Annotated in this window: 7 protein-coding genes; 3 read left to right on the top strand and 4 right to left on the bottom strand. The window is 67.9% G+C overall.

Features of this window, described 5'->3' with window-relative positions:
* Window positions 1-8: 8 nt before the first annotated feature.
* The 4 genes from QZ951_RS14890 to QZ951_RS14875 form a co-directional block, all read right to left on the bottom strand.
* A complete protein-coding gene (locus QZ951_RS14890) occupies window positions 9-8,165 on the bottom strand; it encodes a non-ribosomal peptide synthetase/type I polyketide synthase (protein ID WP_293001903.1) in 8,157 nt (2,718 codons plus the stop codon).
* Window positions 8,162-10,045: a non-ribosomal peptide synthetase gene (locus QZ951_RS14885; RefSeq protein ID WP_293001901.1), complete on the bottom strand. Its 1,884-nt coding sequence runs from the start codon at window positions 10,043-10,045 to the stop codon at window positions 8,162-8,164. The genes QZ951_RS14890 and QZ951_RS14885 overlap by 4 nt, the downstream gene beginning before the upstream one ends.
* A gap of 774 nt (window positions 10,046-10,819) precedes the next feature.
* On the bottom strand, window positions 10,820-11,269 hold the full coding sequence (locus tag QZ951_RS14880) for a hypothetical protein (protein ID WP_293001899.1): 450 nt from the start codon (window positions 11,267-11,269) through the stop codon (window positions 10,820-10,822).
* Window positions 11,266-12,654: a GMC family oxidoreductase gene (locus tag QZ951_RS14875; RefSeq protein ID WP_293002146.1), complete on the bottom strand. Its 1,389-nt coding sequence runs from the start codon at window positions 12,652-12,654 to the stop codon at window positions 11,266-11,268. Before QZ951_RS14875 ends, QZ951_RS14880 begins: the two co-directional genes overlap by 4 nt.
* A 501-nt stretch (window positions 12,655-13,155) precedes the next feature.
* Here QZ951_RS14875 and QZ951_RS14870 point away from each other — a divergent pair.
* The 3 genes from QZ951_RS14870 to QZ951_RS14860 all read left to right on the top strand — a co-directional run bounded on the left by QZ951_RS14870 (window position 13,156) and on the right by QZ951_RS14860 (window position 16,986).
* Window positions 13,156-14,127 carry an NAD(P)-dependent oxidoreductase gene (locus QZ951_RS14870; RefSeq protein ID WP_293001896.1) on the top strand — a complete coding sequence of 324 codons (972 nt, stop codon included), beginning with the start codon at window positions 13,156-13,158 and terminating at the stop codon, window positions 14,125-14,127.
* Window positions 14,124-15,041, top strand: coding sequence for an NAD(P)-dependent oxidoreductase (locus tag QZ951_RS14865; RefSeq protein ID WP_293001894.1), 918 nt, complete (start codon window positions 14,124-14,126; stop codon window positions 15,039-15,041). Before QZ951_RS14870 ends, QZ951_RS14865 begins: the two co-directional genes overlap by 4 nt.
* Window positions 15,042-15,135: 94 nt before the next feature.
* Window positions 15,136-16,986 carry a hypothetical protein gene (locus QZ951_RS14860; protein WP_293001892.1) on the top strand — a complete coding sequence of 617 codons (1,851 nt, stop codon included), beginning with the start codon at window positions 15,136-15,138 and terminating at the stop codon, window positions 16,984-16,986.
* Window positions 16,987-16,998 lie beyond the last annotated feature (12 nt).

Below are 16,998 nucleotides of genomic sequence, written 5' to 3'. Positions count from 1 at the left end.
TGGGTGAGTTACCGGATTTCGGTGCCGGTGCGGCGCTTCCGCTGGAACTGCGCCAGCGTCGGCAGCGCCTTGCCGGTAGCGGCCGGGGCCTCCGCCGGGGCGGCGGCCAGCGACTTCGCAAGCACCGAGATGGTGCGGCTCTGGATCAATTGCTTCGCCGTCAGCTTGATGTTCTCGCGGTTGGCGCGGGCCGCGATCTGGAAGATCTGGATCGAATCGGCGCCGAGTGCGAACAGGTCATCGCCGGTGCCGACGCGCTCGCGCTTCAGCACTTCGGCCCAGATGCGCGCCAACGTCGCTTCGGTGTCGGATGTGGGGGCGTGGTACTCGGCTTCAACCGTCTGCGCGGCATCCGGCACCGGCAGTGCGCGGCGGTCGATCTTGCCGTTCGGCGTCAGCGGCAGCTGCGGCAGTTCCAGCCACGCCGCCGGGATCATGTACTCCGGCAGATGCAGGGCGAGCGCGGCGCGCAGGTCGGACGGGCTGCGGCTGATGCTCGGTGCCAGCTGGTAGTACGCGACGAGACGCGGCGCGCCCGGCGTGTCCTCGCGCAGCAGCACGGCGGCATTGGCCACGCCGCCGTGGGTCATCAGCCCGGCTTCGATTTCGCCCAGCTCGATGCGGAAGCCTCTGAGCTTGGTCTGGTGATCCATGCGGCCGAGATGCTGCACGCGGCCGTCCGGCAGCCAGCGGGCGAGGTCGCCGGTGCGATAGATCCTGCCGGCGCCGAACGGATTGGCGATGAATTTCTCCGCGGTCAGGGCTTCGCGCTGGTAGTAGCCGCGCGCCAGGCCGTCGCCGCCGATGTGCAGCTGACCGGCGACGCCGAGCGGCACCGGCTGATCGTTGGCATCGAGGATGTGGAACTGGGTGTTGGCGATCGGCTTGCCGATGCTGATCGGCTCGTCGCCGGCGGTGACGCGATCGCACGATGACCAGATCGTGGTCTCGGTCGGGCCGTACATGTTCCACAGTTGGCCGTCGCCGGCGGCGATCAGGCGATTCGCCAGTTCGCGCGGCAGCGCTTCACCGCCGCACAGCATCTTGAAGCCGGCCTTCGGCTTGAAGTCGGCTTCGAGCAGGATGCGCCAGGTCGCCGGCGTGGCCTGCATCGCGGTCGCCTTCACGCTTTCAAGGTGGCTCAGCAGCCGGAAGCCGTCGGCCAGTTCTTCGCGCTCGGCAATCACCACGCGGGCGCCGACGATCAGCGGCAGGAACAGTTCGAGCGCTGCGATATCGAACGAGATCGTGGTCACGGCGAACAGCACGTCGTCGCGGCTCAGGCCGGGCTGGCGCGCCATGGCCATCAGCAGGTTGACCACCGCGCGGTGGCTGACTTCGACACCCTTCGGCAGGCCGGTCGACCCCGAGGTGTAGATCGTGTACGCGATGCTCTCGGCGTTCGTCGCCACGCTCGGCTTGTCGGCGGACGCGGCATCGAGCGCGGCGGCATCGCGGCTCAGTTCGATCACCGGCGCGCCGACGTCGATCGTGCCGATCGCGGTCGGATCATCGGTGATCAGTGCCGAGATCTTCGCTTCGCCGAGGATGTGCTTGAGGCGCGCGGCCGGGTGCGTCGGATCGAGCGGGATGTAGGTGCGGCCGGCCTTCATCACGCCGAGCAGCGCGGCGAGCATGTCGGTCGAACGCTCGATCAGCACGCCGACCGGCTGGTTCGACGCCGAGCGCGCCAGCAGCAGGTTGGCGAAGCGGTTGGCCCGCGCATTCAGCTCGCGGTAGCTCAGCGTGGTGTCGCCGAAGCTCACGGCCGGTGCGTCCGGGCTCGCGGCGGCGCGCGTCTCGAACAGCTGGTGCACGCAGTGTTCGCGCGGATAGTCGCTGGCCGTGTGGTTGAAGGCGGTCAGCAGCTGTTCGCGCGCCGCCGGCAGCAGGCAGTTGGCCTTGACCAGCGGCTGCGCCGGATCGGCGACGAACGCCTGCAGCAGCGCCTGATAGGCGTCGAGCCAGCGGCCGATCGTCGCTTCGTCGTACAGCTCGGTGTTGTAGTCGCAGTCCAGCCGCAGGCCGTCGTTCGACTCGATGACGTTCAGGAAGATGTCGAAATTGACGAAGGCCTTGGCGTTCGGCGCGACATCGACGGTGAGGCCCGGCAGCTGCAGGCGATCGGCCAGACGTTCGAGGTTGAACTGGATTTCGGTCAGCGGCAGGCGGTTCGGTTCGCGCTTCAGCAGGCCGCGCTCGGTGAGCCGGCGGACCAGCGTGCCGAAGGTGTAGCTCTGGTGCTCGAACGCGTTCAGCACCTGCTTGGCGACTGCGCCCAGATGCTCGGACACCTTCATGTCCTTCGACCAGGCGCCGCGGATCGGCAGGAAGTTCACGCAGTGGCCGACCAGGACCTGGTCTTCGAGCAGCGACTGGCCGGCGGTCGGCACGCCGACCACCACCTCTTCGAGCCCGCTCAGACGTCCGGCCAGCGCCTCGAATGCGGCCAGCAGGGTTGCGAACAGCGTGCTGCCGAGGCGGGCGCCGGACTTCTTGACCGTCTTGTACAGCTCGGCGTCGATGCGGCGGCACAGGCTGGCGCCGTGATAGCCGCGCAGCGCACCGCGCGGACGATCGGTCGGCAGGTCCAGTGGCGTCACCGGCGCCTCGAACTCCTTCAGCCAGAACGCCTCGGTCTTCGCGCCATCGGCGGCATTGCGCTCGATCTCGGTCCGGGCGTAGGTGCTGAACGGCAGCGGTGCCGCGAGTTCGGCAACCCGGCCTTCGCAGGCGGCAGCGTAGATGTCGGCCAGTTCGTTGACGATGACGTTGACGGACCAGCCGTCGCAGACGATGTGATGCGCCGTGATCATCAGCACGTGCTGGGTCGGCGCGAGGCGGACCAGCTTGGCGCGCATCAGCGGGCCGGCGACGAGATCGAACGGCGTGCGCGCGTCTTCGTCGAGCAATTCGGCAAGCCGGGCTTCGGCGTCGGCACCGGACACGTCGACGGTCGGGTAGGCGAAGGCGGCAGGTGCCGCGATGTTCATCGTCTCGCCGGTCTCGCTGAACGAGGCGCGCAGCGCGTCGTGGCGGGCGACGACGCGGGTCAACGCGTGCTGCAGCGCTTCAGGATTCAGCGTGCCGTTCATGCGCAGCGACACCGACTCGTTGAACGCGCACGACGCTTCCTCGCCAAGCTGCGCCGACAGCCAGATCTCGACCTGCGGTTGCGTCAGCGGCAGGCCGGCCTGCGCCGGCTGGCTGGCCTCGTGCGCCGGAATCGCCTTCGGCACTTCGGCCGGCGGCAGGGCGGCCACCGTCGCCACCGCGGCTGCCGGCGCTGCAGCCAGCGCCGGGGCCGTTGCGCCGAAGATGCCGACCTTGCGCAGCTCGTTCACGGCTTCGCGGAACGCGCGGCGGATGCGGTCGAGATCCTCGTCGCTGTGCGCCGTGGTCAGGAAGCACGGGAAGCCGTCCTGAATGTGAATGCCGCGCAGGCGCAGGTGATAGAAGAACAGCGTCGCCAGCGGATGCTCGCCCGACAGGTTGAAATAGAACCAGCTCGAGAAGCTTTCGATGCGGGTCTTGAGGCCGCCTTCGGCGAAGATCGCGTTGAGATCGGCCACCAGCGCGGTGGTGCGCGCAGTCAGGCGCTCCTGCAGCTGCGGGCCTTCCTGCTTCAGGTGCAGCAGCACCGCGTGAACCGCGGCCAGCACCAGCGGATGGCGCACGAAGGTGCCGGCGAAGAAGGTCACGCCGACTTCCGGGTAGGAATCGTCACCGTACTGCCAGAAGCCGCCGTCGAGGCCATCCATGAACTTGGCCTTGCCGGCGAGGATGCCGACCGGCATGCCGCCGCCGACCACCTTGCCGTAGGCCGCCATGTCGGCCTCGATGCCGGCCAGCGCCTGCATGCCGCCCTGATGCACGCGGAAACCGGTGACCACCTCGTCCATCACGAAGACCGTACCCGCAGCCTCGGTGATCTTGCGCACTTCGCGCAGGAACTCCAGCGGGTAGAGATGCGGATGGCGGCTCTGGATCGTCTCGACGATGACCGCCGCGCAGTCCTCGGCGTTGTCCCGAATCCACTGCAGCGATTCCGGCGTGCCGTAGTCGAGCACGACCATGTTGGCGACCGATTCTTCCGGAATGCCGTTGGCACCCGGCTTGGTCCGCGGCTTCGCGCCGGGCTTCTGCACGCCCTTGACCAGCACTTCGTCGAACTGGCCGTGATAGTCGCCGTTGAACACGACGACCTTCATGCGGCCGGTGATGTTGCGGGCCACGCGCATCGCCGCCATCACCGCTTCCGAGCCGGTGTTGCAGAAGGTCACGCGCTCGTTGCCGGTCATCTCGGCAAACATCTGTGCAACCTTGCCGGCGAGGTCGGCCTGCGGACCGATCGCGAAGCCGCGGTCGAGCTGCGCTTTCACCGCGTCGGACACGAAGTCCGGCGAATGCCCGAACGCGGTCTGGCCGTAACCGTTGACGAGGTCGACGTACTCGTTGCCGTCGACATCCCAGATCTTCGAGCCTTTCGACCGCGCGCAGACCACCGGGAACACCATTTCCTTCCACTCGGCGCGAAAGCCGGAGGCCGTGCGCGGATCGGCATGCGGCCGGCGGAATTCCTGGCTGTGGGCCTTGGAGCCGGCGAGACGTGTCGCGTACTGCTCGACCAGTTCGGCGATGTGCGCGACCTGTTCCGGCGAGGCCGAGGTATCCGCAGTCTTCTTGCGGACTTCCTTGAAGATGTCGAAGCGCGACGGCCGGTGGAATTCGCCTTCGGTGTCGGCAGCCGGTGCTGCGGGCGTCGCGGCAACGGGTGTCGCAGCCGCTGGCGGCACCACGTTTGTTGGCATCGCCGGGGCCGAGCCACCGCTGATGCCGAGGCCCTGCAGCGCTGCCATCTGGTTCTGGACCAATGCCGACATGGCCGCGATCTGCTCGCGGAACAGCGCCTCGATGCCGCTGCCGGCGACCGCTGCGGCGGACATCGTCGGCATCGGCATCATCTGCGCGACATACGGCTGCGGCGCGGCTGACGGTGCCGGGCTCGGCGCGGCCGGCGCTGCAGCGGCCACGGCCGGGCGCGGCGTCGAATCGGCGAGGAACTGCGACAGCGTCGGGATCGTCGCGTAGTCGCCGAGCAACTGGCGGAACGTGATCTTGACCTTCAGCTTGCTCTGGATGCGCTGCGCGACCTGGGTCAGGAACAGCGAATCGAAGCCCATCTCGAGGAAGCTGAGATTCGGCTCGTCGGCCGGCGGCGTCTCGCCGGACAGGTCTTCGAGGATCGCGACGACGGTCGCGCGAATCGATTCGAGGTGGGCATCGGCAGTGGCGAATGTCGTCACGGGAGTGTCCTGACTGGCAAGGGCAACGGGGAAAGAGGAATTCGGGGCCGCATCGGCAGCCGGTGCGGAATCGCGGGCGACGGCGGTCGCGGCCGGTGCTTCGCGCCGCGCCGGCAGCGCCGCGGCGGAAACGTCGCCGACGGCAGGCGCATCCAGCCAGTGACGGCTGCGCTGGAACGGGTAGGTCGGCAGCGCGATCCGCTGCCGGGTGCCGCCGTGCAGCGCGCGCCAGTCCGGCACGTGACCGGCGATCCACAGCTTGCCGAGCGCGGACAGCACCATGTCGACATCGGCGATCTCGCGCTCGGCGTCCGGCAGCGATGGCGTGATGGTCAGGCCGCGGCCCTTGGTGATCTGCGTGGCGAGCGTGGTCAGCACATTGCCGGGGCCCACTTCGAGCAGCAGCGGCGCGCCGTCGGCTGCAACCGTTGCCAGTCCATCGGCAAAGCGCACCGGAACCCGCGCGTGGCGCGCCCAGTAGTCGGGCGAGGTGGCCTGCTCGGCGCTGATCCAGGTGCCGCTGACGCAGGAGACGTACGGGATCGTCGGGGCCGACAGCCTTGCCTTCGCGACGACTTCGCGCAGCGGCGCCACGATCGGCTCGACCATCGCCGAGTGGAACGCATGCGAGGTGTGCAGGCGGCGATGAACGCTGCCGCGCTCGGTCAGCCGCGTCTCGAAGGCTTCAATCGCGTCGAACGGGCCCGAGACCACGCACAGGCTCGGTCCGTTGATCGCGGCAATCGCCAGCCCCGATCCGGATCCAGAGTCCAGCAGCGGCAGCAGCTCGCTTTCCGGCAGGCGGACCGACAGCATCGCGCCACCCGGCAGCTCCGCCATCAGACGTCCGCGGGCCGCGACGATGGCGAGCGCATCGTCCAGCGTCATGACGCCGGACAGCGTGGCCGCGACGAACTCGCCGATCGAGTGGCCGATCATCGCGGTGGGTGCGATGCCGAGGCTCAGCCAGAGCTGGGCGGTGGCGTACTCGATGGTGAAGATCGCCGGCTGCGCCGCCAGCGTCGACATCAGCGCCTTCGCGGCGCCGTCGGCATCGGCCTTCGGATACAACAGGGTCCGCAGGTCCAGCCCGAGGTGCGGGGCGAGGATGGCCGCACAACGATCGACGGCGTCGCGGAACACCGGCTCGGCGGCGTACAGGCCGGCGCCCATGTCGGGATACTGCGCGCCCTGACCGGGAAACATGAAGACGACTGGCGACGGCTGCGCGGGCTTCGCGCCGCTGGCCACCCGCGCCGGCTCAGCACTGGCGAGCCGGGCAATTGCCTGCTCGACCGACGACGCGACGATCGCGCAGCGCTGGTCGAAGCCGCGGCGGCCGGCCTGCAGGGTCCACGCGACATCGGCGAGGCTTGCCGACGGCGTGGCGCGGAGATGCGCGGCGAGGTTGTCCCGTGCGGCGGCGAGCGCTGCGGCATTGCGCGCCGACAGCACCAGCAGCTGCGGGCCGGCATCGCGATCATCGCGAACTGCCGCTGGCGCTTCCTCGACCACGACATGGACATTGGTGCCGCCGACGCCGAATGCGCTGACGCCGGCGATACGTGGACCGTCGCAGTGCCACGGCGTCAGCGCGGTGTTGACGAAGAACGGGGTCGACGCGAAGTCGATCTGCGGATTTGGCCGCGTGTAGTGCAGCGAGGCCGGAATCTGCCGCTTGTGCAGCGCCAGCGTCGTCTTGATCAGGCCACTGACGCCGGCCGCGGCATCGAGATGGCCGATGTTCGATTTCACCGAGCCGATGCGGCAGAACTGCGCATCGTCGGTTGCACTGCGAAACGCGCGCGTCAGCCCGGCAATCTCGATCGGATCGCCGAGCGGCGTGGCGGTGCCGTGGCATTCGACGTACGAGATCGCGCGCGGATCGACACCCGCCGCGGCGTGGGCCATCTCGATGCAGCCGGCCTGACCTTCGACGCTCGGTGCCGTGAAGCCGACCTTGCCCGCACCGTCGTTGTTGACGCCGCAGCCGCGGATCACCGCGTAGACGGTGTCGCCATCGGCAAGCGCGTCTTCGAGGCGCTTCAGCAGCACCATGCCGGCGCCACTGCCGAACACGGTGCCGGTGGCATCGGCATCGAAGCTCTTGCAGTGACCGTCGGCGGAAGCCATGCCGCCTTCGAGGTGCTGGTAGCCGCGCTGCTGCGGCAGGCTGATCGACACGCCGCCGGCCAGGGCCATGTCCGACTGGTACAGCATCAGGCTCTGGCAGGCCTGGGCGACCGCGAGCAGCGAGGTCGAGCAGGCGGAGTTCAGGTTGATCGCCGGGCCGCGCAGGTCGAACTTGTAGGCGATCCGGGTGGCGGTGAAATCATGGCCGGCGCCGAGCAGCTGCGGGTACTGGCTGACCTGGTAGCCGCTGGTGAAGTCCGCGACCTTCTGCCGGTCGGTCATCACATGCCGCAGGAAATAGGTGTTGATGCTGGAGCCGGCGAACACGCCGATGTTGCCGCCGAACTGCGCCGGATCATGGCCGGCGTGCTCGAACGCTTCCCACGCGCACTCGAGCAGCACGCGGTGCTGCGGATCGGTCAGCTCGGCTTCCTTCGCGTACATGCCGAAGAACTCGGCATCGAAGTTCTCGATGCCGCGCAGGATCGGCCGGGCCTTGACGAAGTTCGGGGCGGCACGAGTGTCGGCATCGAACGCGTCTTCGAGCTCGGCATCGCTGAAGCGGGTGATCGATTCGCGACCGGCGGCGAGGTTCTGCCAGAACTGCTCGACCGTGCTGCAGCCGCTGTCGGCACCGGGCAGGCGCACGGCCATGCCGATGATCGCGATGCCGCCGGGCGGCGGTGCGTCGTCGGCGGACTCGGGCAGGTTCGGATCGGCGTTCATCGGACCGTGGGACGGGGAGCGGGGCGCGCGCGGGCCAGCGCCGCATTCTGGCGGCGGGCGCGTTCCTGCGCGTTGAGCATGGCCGCGGATGCCTGCGGTGCGGCCGCTGGTGTCGCGTTCGCGAGCCAGTTCGCCAGAAGGCGGATGCGCGGATAGGTGAACAGGTCGACGATCGACGCCGGCCGCGGCAGCAGCGGCTGGATCGCCGCGTGGACTTTCATCATCTGCAGGCTGGAGCCGCCGATGTCGAAGAAATTGTCGTCGACGCCGATGTCGTCGCTGCCGAGCACCTCGCGCCAGACGCGCAGCAGGCTGGCTTCGAGCGCGTTGCCGGCGGCGGCGCGCGCCGGGCTCGACGGCGCAGCGTCCGGCACGGCGAGCTTCGCGCGGTCGACCTTGCCGGACGTGGTCAGCGGGAAGGCTTCGAGTGCGAGCAACTGTGCCGGCTGCATGTAGTCCGGCAGCTCGGCGCGCACGAAGCCGCGCAGCGCGTCGAGATCGATCGCGCCGCCGTCACCGGCGGTGACGAACGCGGCGATGCGCCGATCCCCGGCGACCGGCTCGAAGGTCTTCACCGCGGCTTCGCGAACCGACGGGTGGCGACGCAGCACGGCTTCGATCTCGTCGAGCTCGACCCGCTTGCCATTGATCTTGACCTGACGATCGGCGCGGCCGTGGAACTCCAGCACGCCATCGGCGCGACGGCGCACGAGATCGCCGGTGCGGTACAGGCGCGCGCCGGGCGTCGGGTCGAACGGGTGCGGAATGAAGCGTTCAAGGTCGAGCTCCGGGCGATTCAGATAGCCGCGTGCAAGTCCTGGTCCGCCGACAAACAGCTCGCCCATGTCGCCGACCGCACCGTCGTTGCCGTCCGGCACCGGCTGCAGCGCAGCGTCCAGCACCCAGGCTTCCGAATGCCGGATGGCGCGGCCGATCGGAATCGGCCCCGGCTGGCGGTCGCCATGACCGATCGGCGGAATCGTGTAGCAGCAGGAGAACGTGGTGTTCTCGGTCGGCCCGTAGCCGTTGATCAGCCGCAGCGTCGGGTGCGCGGCCAGCAGGCGATCGACATGGGCGACCGACAGCACGTCGCCACCCGCCAGCAGCTGGCGCAGACCGCGCAGCGCGTCGAGCTGGTGATCGACCATCAGGTGAAACAGGCCGGCCGTGAGCCAGGCGGTGGTGACGCCGTGCTCGCGGATCGCGCCGGCGATGTCCGCGAGGGATGGATGCGCATCCGGGACGATGGCCAGACTGCCGCCGTGCAACAGCGCGGCCCACAGCTCGAAGGTCGATGCGTCGAAGGCCAGCGGGGCGAGGTGCAGCACCGTTTCGTCGGCACCGAAGGTCGCGAAATCGTTGTCGATGACCAGCCGCAGAATGCCGCTGTGCGGGATCTGCACACCTTTCGGGCGGCCTGTGGAGCCCGAGGTGTACATGACATAGGCCAGCGCGTCCGGCGTGATCGCCGGCAACGCGGGCGCCGTCGTCACCGGCGGGAAATCGCGTGCCAGGTCGAGTGTGGCGCGCGCGGCGAAGACGCTGGCGGCGGGCAGGGCCTGCATCGCGCCGGTGGTCAGGATCACGGCCGGTGCGGCATCGTCGAGGATGAACGCGAGCTGCGCGGCGGGGTAGGCCGGGTCGAACGGGACGTAGGCGGCGCCGGCCTTCAGCACGCCGAGGATCGCGGCGACGGTGTCGATCGAGCGGCCCATGAACAGGCCGACGAGGCTGCCCGGCGTCACGCCGCGCGCGATCAGGCCGCTGGCAATGGCGTTGGCACGGGCGTCGAGCGCGGCATAGGTCAGCGTGTCGCGGCCACAGGTCAGCGCCACGCGTTCGGAATACGCGCGGACAGCCTGCTCGAATGCAGCCGGCACGGACTTTCCCGACGCCATTTTCACGGCCATGCCGTGGACGGCGTTTGCGGGGTCGCGTTCCGACATCGGTTCCCGATTGCTCAACCTATGGCTTCCTGGGCTCGGCCATGTTGCTGAATTCCCTGAGTTCTTTTCTGTCACGGCGTCGATCGTTGTACATCATAAACGACCGTTGCCGGGCACTGATGAGACACCTTGCCCACGCCGCAAACCGGCCGTTTCGATGACGGTCAGGCCCGCGGTTCCTTCCGCTGCAAATTTTCCCGATCTTCACCGCCTACGGCGCAACAGTTCGCAACAGTTTCGGGGCGAATTCGCCGCCTTCTCGACACTTCGATGATGCACGCGCGAACGTCAGTCTGCGCCACGGACGGCATCATCAAAACGGAATCGGCATCTGGTCGGGTTTCTGAAGCACATTGCCGGTTTCGAGGCGAAAAGCGGACGCAACCACGAACTCGAACGATATTTCAAGAAACCGTTGCGATTGCGAGGCCGGTCGTGATGCCGCTTGTTCGCCGGCAGGCCCAGACGCCGTGCGGCCTCCGCAAGCGGCGCCGGAACGCTTTGCCCGACGGCATTTTCCGATTCTAGCGACGGCGCGGTGAACGCGATGTGCGTTCCCTCACCGTTCTTCGGATTTCGGGCCCGCAGCACGGCGCAACTGTGAGCCCCGTCACGCTGCACGCGCCGGCCCCCATCGATCGGTGTCCGATGACGGGGCCGGAAAGCGTCGTTCAGCCGGCTCGCCGCGCGGCGAGCGCGTGTGCGTGATTACGCGGCGTCGTTTCCGAGTCGGGCAAACGGGTTCTGGCAGGCCAGCGGGTTCGCCCAGGGATCGAACAGGCCGAGATATCCGACCGGCTGCTGCTCGTCCGCTCCGTTGGCGAAGAAATCGCTCGACAGCAGGTAGGCCGATACCACGCGCTCCTCGCCATGGCGTACCGCGGCCGGCGTGCTGTCATCGGCGGGCAGCCATCGATACAGCGGTGCCAGCGCGGCGATCAGCCGCAACTTTCCGCGCGCCATCTTGCCGGCGGCGGTGTAGTCGTGCGCGAAGGCACGCAGCCCGGCTTCGTCGAGCTTGAGATACGACAGGCGCTTGCGCAGCACCGTGACCACCGCATCCTCCGGCTGGGTCAAGCCGAGGTGCAGCGCGGCGAGGCCAACGGCAGCGGCGCCGCCAAACAGGAACGTGCGACGCGACAGCAGCTTGGCACTCATGACGCCTTCGATTCCAGCAGATGATCCGCCGCCCACAACGACAGTGCGGAGATGGTCAGCGACGGGTAGGCCGGCGATGCCGTCGGGTAGGCGCTGGCGCCAAGCACCAGCAGATTGCGCAGCTGGTGATGGATCAGGTGACCGTCGACGACACTGGTTTCCGGGTCCTTGCCCATCACCACGGTGCCCTGAATGTGCGCGGTGGTCGGCCCGAGTTCGGTCTTGACCACGCGCTCGATCGGCAGCGCCTGGCTCAGCACGTCGATCATCCGCGGCAGCTCGGCCCACGCACGATTGGCGTAGTCGGAATAGCGCACGAATTTCGCGACCGCCATGTCCGGATTGTCGGGATTGATCGTGACCGTGTTGTCGTCCTGCGGAATCTCGTCAAACATGAACCGCATGTACATCCGTTCGGTATGACGGCCGCGCTCGAGGCGGAAAGCGGGATGGCCGTAGGCGAACGGCGCGTTCCAGGTCTCGATCATGCAGCCCGGGTAGTGGCGTCGATGCTCGCCCTCGTAGAACAGGTAGCCGTTGCCGGAGACCGTCGACGAGCCGCCGTAGCCCTTGACGCCGCGAAGGTCGAGACAGACATCGATCGACATCTGCTCGTGCAGCCGCTTGCCGACCAGCGGGTGGTCGATGCCCGAGCGCAGCAGCACGTGCGGGTTGAACATCGCACTCGCCGCGAGCACGACGAGATCACCGTCGGCGCGTTCGGTCTTGCCGTCCCGCCGGTAGACGACACCGGTGGCGATGCCGGCCGCGGTTTCGATCGCTTCGACCGGACACAGCAGTTGCAGCGTGACGCGCGGATCCTGATAGATGCTGGCCAGCCCGTTCTGGATAGTGAACTTGGCGTCGACCGGGCACAGCTCGCAGATGCCGCTGGCGCAGCAGACGCCGCGGGTGCCGGTGGCCACACGGGCGCGGCTGGTGGCGCCGTGAAACCAGCCATCCGGGAACTTCTTCTTCAGCAGTTCGTCCGGCTCGGAAAAGCGGTGCGGCGGCTGCGGATAGGGCTTCGAACGCCGGTGCGGACTGTCGGGCGGCCCGGAGATCGACATGATGTCCTCGACCACCGTGTAGTGCGGTTCGAGATCGTCATAGCGCATCGGCCAGTCGTAGCCGACGCCATAGCGCGACTTCAGCTCGAAATCGCCGGGCATCATCCGGGTGGTGCCGCCCCACCAGCAATTCGAGTTGCCGCCGAAGCCGGGGCTGGTCAGCCATTCCTTCTCGGGCGTCAGATTCTTGAAGACCTCGGTCGGCGCGATGCGCGAGGTGCGGCGATTCTCGATCTGCCAGCGTTTGGGGTCGTGACCGCCGCGGTCGAGAACCAGGATTCGCGCGTTCGCGGGCGCTTTCTCCAGGTATCGCATCAAGAAAAAGGCACCGGCGAAGCCGGTCCCGACCACAATCAGGTCATATCTACCCGCCACTATCTTCCCCTGAGATTCACAGCCAATTCGCCACCGTGATGCACCAACGCCGGTGGCGACTGCCCGTCAATTGAAATTGATTTGAAATCGTTCGCTCGTTGCGACGGTCAGCCGATTGTCCGGGCGCCCGCGATGAGCGGTATTGAAGTGACGATAACCGGATGATTCCACTCTGCAGACGCGATGGGGAGTTATTTTCTGCACAGGCTTCGTGTCGCTGAGACTTTGCGCACATGCGTCTGACAAAATGCGTGCCGGCCGACCTGCCTGCCTTGCTGCCACGTGCCTGGGTGCGTGCGGGTCGCCACCTTTCCGCATCATTACTTTCCCGACCATGATCGAACCGAGCGCCTTGCCCGGGTCTCACGCCGCCATCATCCGCTGCGCGATCCGCGCGTCAGGCCTGTGCTCCGCCACCGGCGCAGACGGCGCCGTCCGGCCATGACGTCATCCGTCCTGGTGCTGGGCGCCGGCGGCTTCATCGGTCGCCGGATCGTGGCCGCACTCGCCGCGAGCGGCATGCGCGTGCTTGCCGGTGTCCGACAGGCCGGTGCCGGCTTCCCGGCCGGCGTCGAATCCGTGACCGTCGATGCCACCGCCGCCGATTCGATTGCCGCCGCCGCTTCGAGCGCCGATGCCATCGTCAATTCGGTCGCGGGCGATGGCGCCACCATCGTCGCCAACGCGGCGGCACTGTTCACGGCGGCGGCCGGTCGCCGAGTCGTGCATCTGAGCACGATGTCGGTGTACGGCCAGATGCATGGCGTGGTCGATGAAGCGATCGATTTCGAGGTGCTGAGTCGGGGCGATCTCGATGACTACGGCCGCGCCAAACTGGCTGCCGAAGGCCGCGCCAATGCGTCGTCGGCCGCCGTCACGCTGCTGCGGCCGGGCATCGTCTACGGACCGGGCAGCCGTGAATGGAGCCAGCTGATCGGCGACCTGCTGCTGGCCCGACGCCTCGGCGATCTCGGAGCTGCCGGCGCCGGCGGCTGCAATCTGGTGCATGTCGACGACGTCGCTGCCGCCGTCGTCGCGTCGCTGGCCACACCGGCCAGCATCGGCCGCGTCTACAACCTCGGCCACCCGGCGCCGGTGCCGACGTGGAACGACTACTTCCGCGCCTATGCCGAGGCCTTGGGCGCCGGCCCGGTCGCCGCGATCACGCCGGGCCGGCTGGCGCTGGAACTGAAAGCCTTCGGCCCGCTGCGCAAGATCGGCGAAATCGCCCTCGGCGTCGGCAAGGTCGGCCCGCCGATCCGGCCGTGGCTGACGCGCTTGTGCGCGCAGCCCATCAGCCTGTCGGTGCGGCGTGCCGAGCAGGAACTCGGCATGCGCTGGACGCCGCTGGCCACCGGCCTCGCGCAAACCGCGGCCTGGCACGCGGGGCGTCGCGGCGGAGCAGCGTCATGATTCGCGTTCTGGTGGTCGGCGCGGACAACTTCGTCGGCCGTCGCCTCGTCGAAGCCCTGAACGCCAGCGACTGGGCGGAACCGGTGATCGCCGGGCCGATCGGCGTCGGCAGCTTCGTCGGCGTGAAAGCGGTGGTCAACTGCACGGTCGGCGAGCCGAAGGCGATCCTGTCGACCGCACGCGCGCTGTACCGGACGCTCGATGCTCGCGAAGGCGCGCCGCTGCGCATCGTCCATCTCGGCTCGATGACGATCTACGGGGCCGCGCACGGGCAGGTCGATGAGCACGCCGGGCCGGAAGGTGCGCTGGGGCCTTATGCGGCGGTGCAGTACGCCGCGGAACAGCTGGCGCGCAGCGTCGGCGCGGTGGTGCTGCGCGCCGGGGTCGAGTACGGGCCCGGTGCCCCGGCGTGGGGCGAGCGGGTCGGTCGCTGGCTGCTGGCGGATCGCATCGGCGATCTCGGTGCGGACGGCGAGGGCGTCTGCAACCTCGTGCTGGTGGATGACCTGGTGGCGGCGCTGATCGCTGCGCTGCGGGTGCCCGGTATCGAGGCGCAGGCGTTCAACATCGCGCAGCGCGACGCACCGAGCTGGAACGGCTACTTCGCGGCCTACGCGGCGGCGCTGGGCCGTCCGCTGAAGGCGATTCCGCCGTGGCGGCTGGCCATCGAGACGCTGCTGCTGGCCGTCCCGCTGAAAGTGCTTCAACGGTTGCTGCGCGCGCTGAAGCTCGGCGCGATCCGGATCCCGGAGCCGATTCCGCCGTCGCTGCCGGCGACCTGCCGTCAGACCCTGCGACTCGACGTGCAGCGTGCGGAGCAGGTGCTGGGTCTGCGCTGGACGCCGCTGGACATCGGCGTGAAGGCCGCTGCGGCGGCGCTCGACGATCGGGTGCAGACCGGCGCATCGACGTGATTTGCTTTTTGCTGCAGTGCGGCAAAAAATATCGGCCCTTCAATTGATCCCGGTGCGAGCTGCTGCGTACCGCATGACCAACCCTGACGCCTGAATGCTAGCTTGCAATCGATTAACACTGGCGGCCTATCTCGGACTTTTCGCGGCAGCCTTCGGCATCGAGCTGTGGTTGTTTCGCGACGTCTGGCAGAGCTATCACCCCGCCAATGACGACATTGCGCTGATCCTGCATTCCACCGACTTCGGCCAGGAGCCGTTCTGGCCACGCGTCAAATCCTGGTTCACCGAAGGTTTTTCGAACTACTGGTACGTGTTCCCGGAGTGGAGCGAACCGCACACCAATTACCTGCGGCCGGGCGTCAATCTGGCGTTCTTCCTGCTGTTCGCGCTTATCGGCACGTGGTGGAGCGGCTATCTGATTGCCTGCTACGCGCTGTATGCACTGGTGCTGGTGCTGACCGTCGACCTCGCGTTCCGGACCTATCACCTTCGCGGCTGGCCGTTGGTGGTGGTGGCGATCAGCATGGCCACCACGTCGTCGGCGTGGTTCAACGGCGAACTGTTCTTCAATCCGACCTTCGCCTTCGATGCCGTGGTGACGGCCATGATCGTGCTGGCGTTTCGTGCCTATCTGGCCCGGAACTACTTCGGCATGACCCTGATTCTCGCGATTGCAGTGTTCACCAAGGAAACGGCACTCGCCGCCGCTGCGGCGGCGTTCACGGGCGTGCTGCTGCACGAACTGCCGCTGATCGATCCGCGCCGCGCCCGCTTTGTCTTCGGCCGGCGGCCTGCAGCCGCATCGGCGATCGAATCGCCGAAGCAGGGTTTCGTGCGTGGCCTTGCGATCGCCGGCATGGTCGGCCTGCCGGTCCTGGCGTGGCTCGGGCTGCGCTGGCTGGCGTTCGGGGATCAGATCGGCGTTGCCGTGGCGTCGACCGGTGTCCACAGCCCCGTGCTGCATTACATTCGCCAGTTGCTGGAATGGCCGTTCAACGACGGCATGATCAACGGCGAGTCGGTGTCGGCGCTGCGGCATCGGAATCTGCTCGCCGTGTCCCCCGGCTTCTATGCGCAGGTCGCGGCCAATGCCGCGTTTTTCGTGCTGGTGGTCGTGGCGCTGTGGCAGCGCTGGCGAGCGATCCCGGCAACGCCAGCCACATCGCCGCCGGTGACCAACGATCGCGCGCATCTGTTCGACAGCTGCTGGTGGCTGTTGTGGCTCGGTTTGATGCTGCTGCTGACGGCCGTGTCGCCCCGCATCGGGCACGCGGTGACGGTGTTTGCGGCGTGCATCATCGGCGCCCTGTGGCAGGACGCGCGCCAGGTCTGGATGCGACGCGCGTCGATGGCGCTGCTGACGGTCGTGGCGGTGACCAACGTCCTGACCAGCATCGGTCTGGTCAACAACGGCTATCTGGAAACCAACATCGAGCGCAATCGAAATCAGCTCGCGCTGTTCGCGTTGATGCGCGAACACGCGGCACCGGATCGCCAGTTGCTGGTCGTCAACGACTTCTCGTCGCGATACGCCAGCAACGAGGACCTGCGGCGTTTCGCCGGCGTGCCCGGCCGGCTGACCCGCCTGAACAGCGTCGGCTATCTCGACGATTCGATGTCGCACCGGCGTCCACCAGCGGATTTCCCGATCGACTCGGTGCGCATCCGCCGCGACGGTGATGGCATCGTCGTCGAGACGCAGTTGCCGGATTACCTGCGCTACCAGTTCGAGGATGTGCGCTACGAGCGCCTGCTGCAGTTCCGCGACGGCGACAGCCTGACCACGATGCAGTGCCGCTATCACTTCCCGGATCTGACCGTGGCATTGCCGCAGCCGATCGATTTCGGCCGATTCATGCGCTTGAGCTGCACCGTCGACGGCGATTTCCGGGTGATCTACTACGACCCGGGCCAGCGCCGGTATCGCATCTGGTCAGCCGACTGAGTCCGCGCGCGG

This window comes from Nevskia sp., from assembly GCF_021732705.1.
GTDB lineage: Bacteria > Pseudomonadota > Gammaproteobacteria > Nevskiales > Nevskiaceae > Nevskia.
This window is presented reverse-complemented; position numbering and strand designations above follow the sequence as displayed.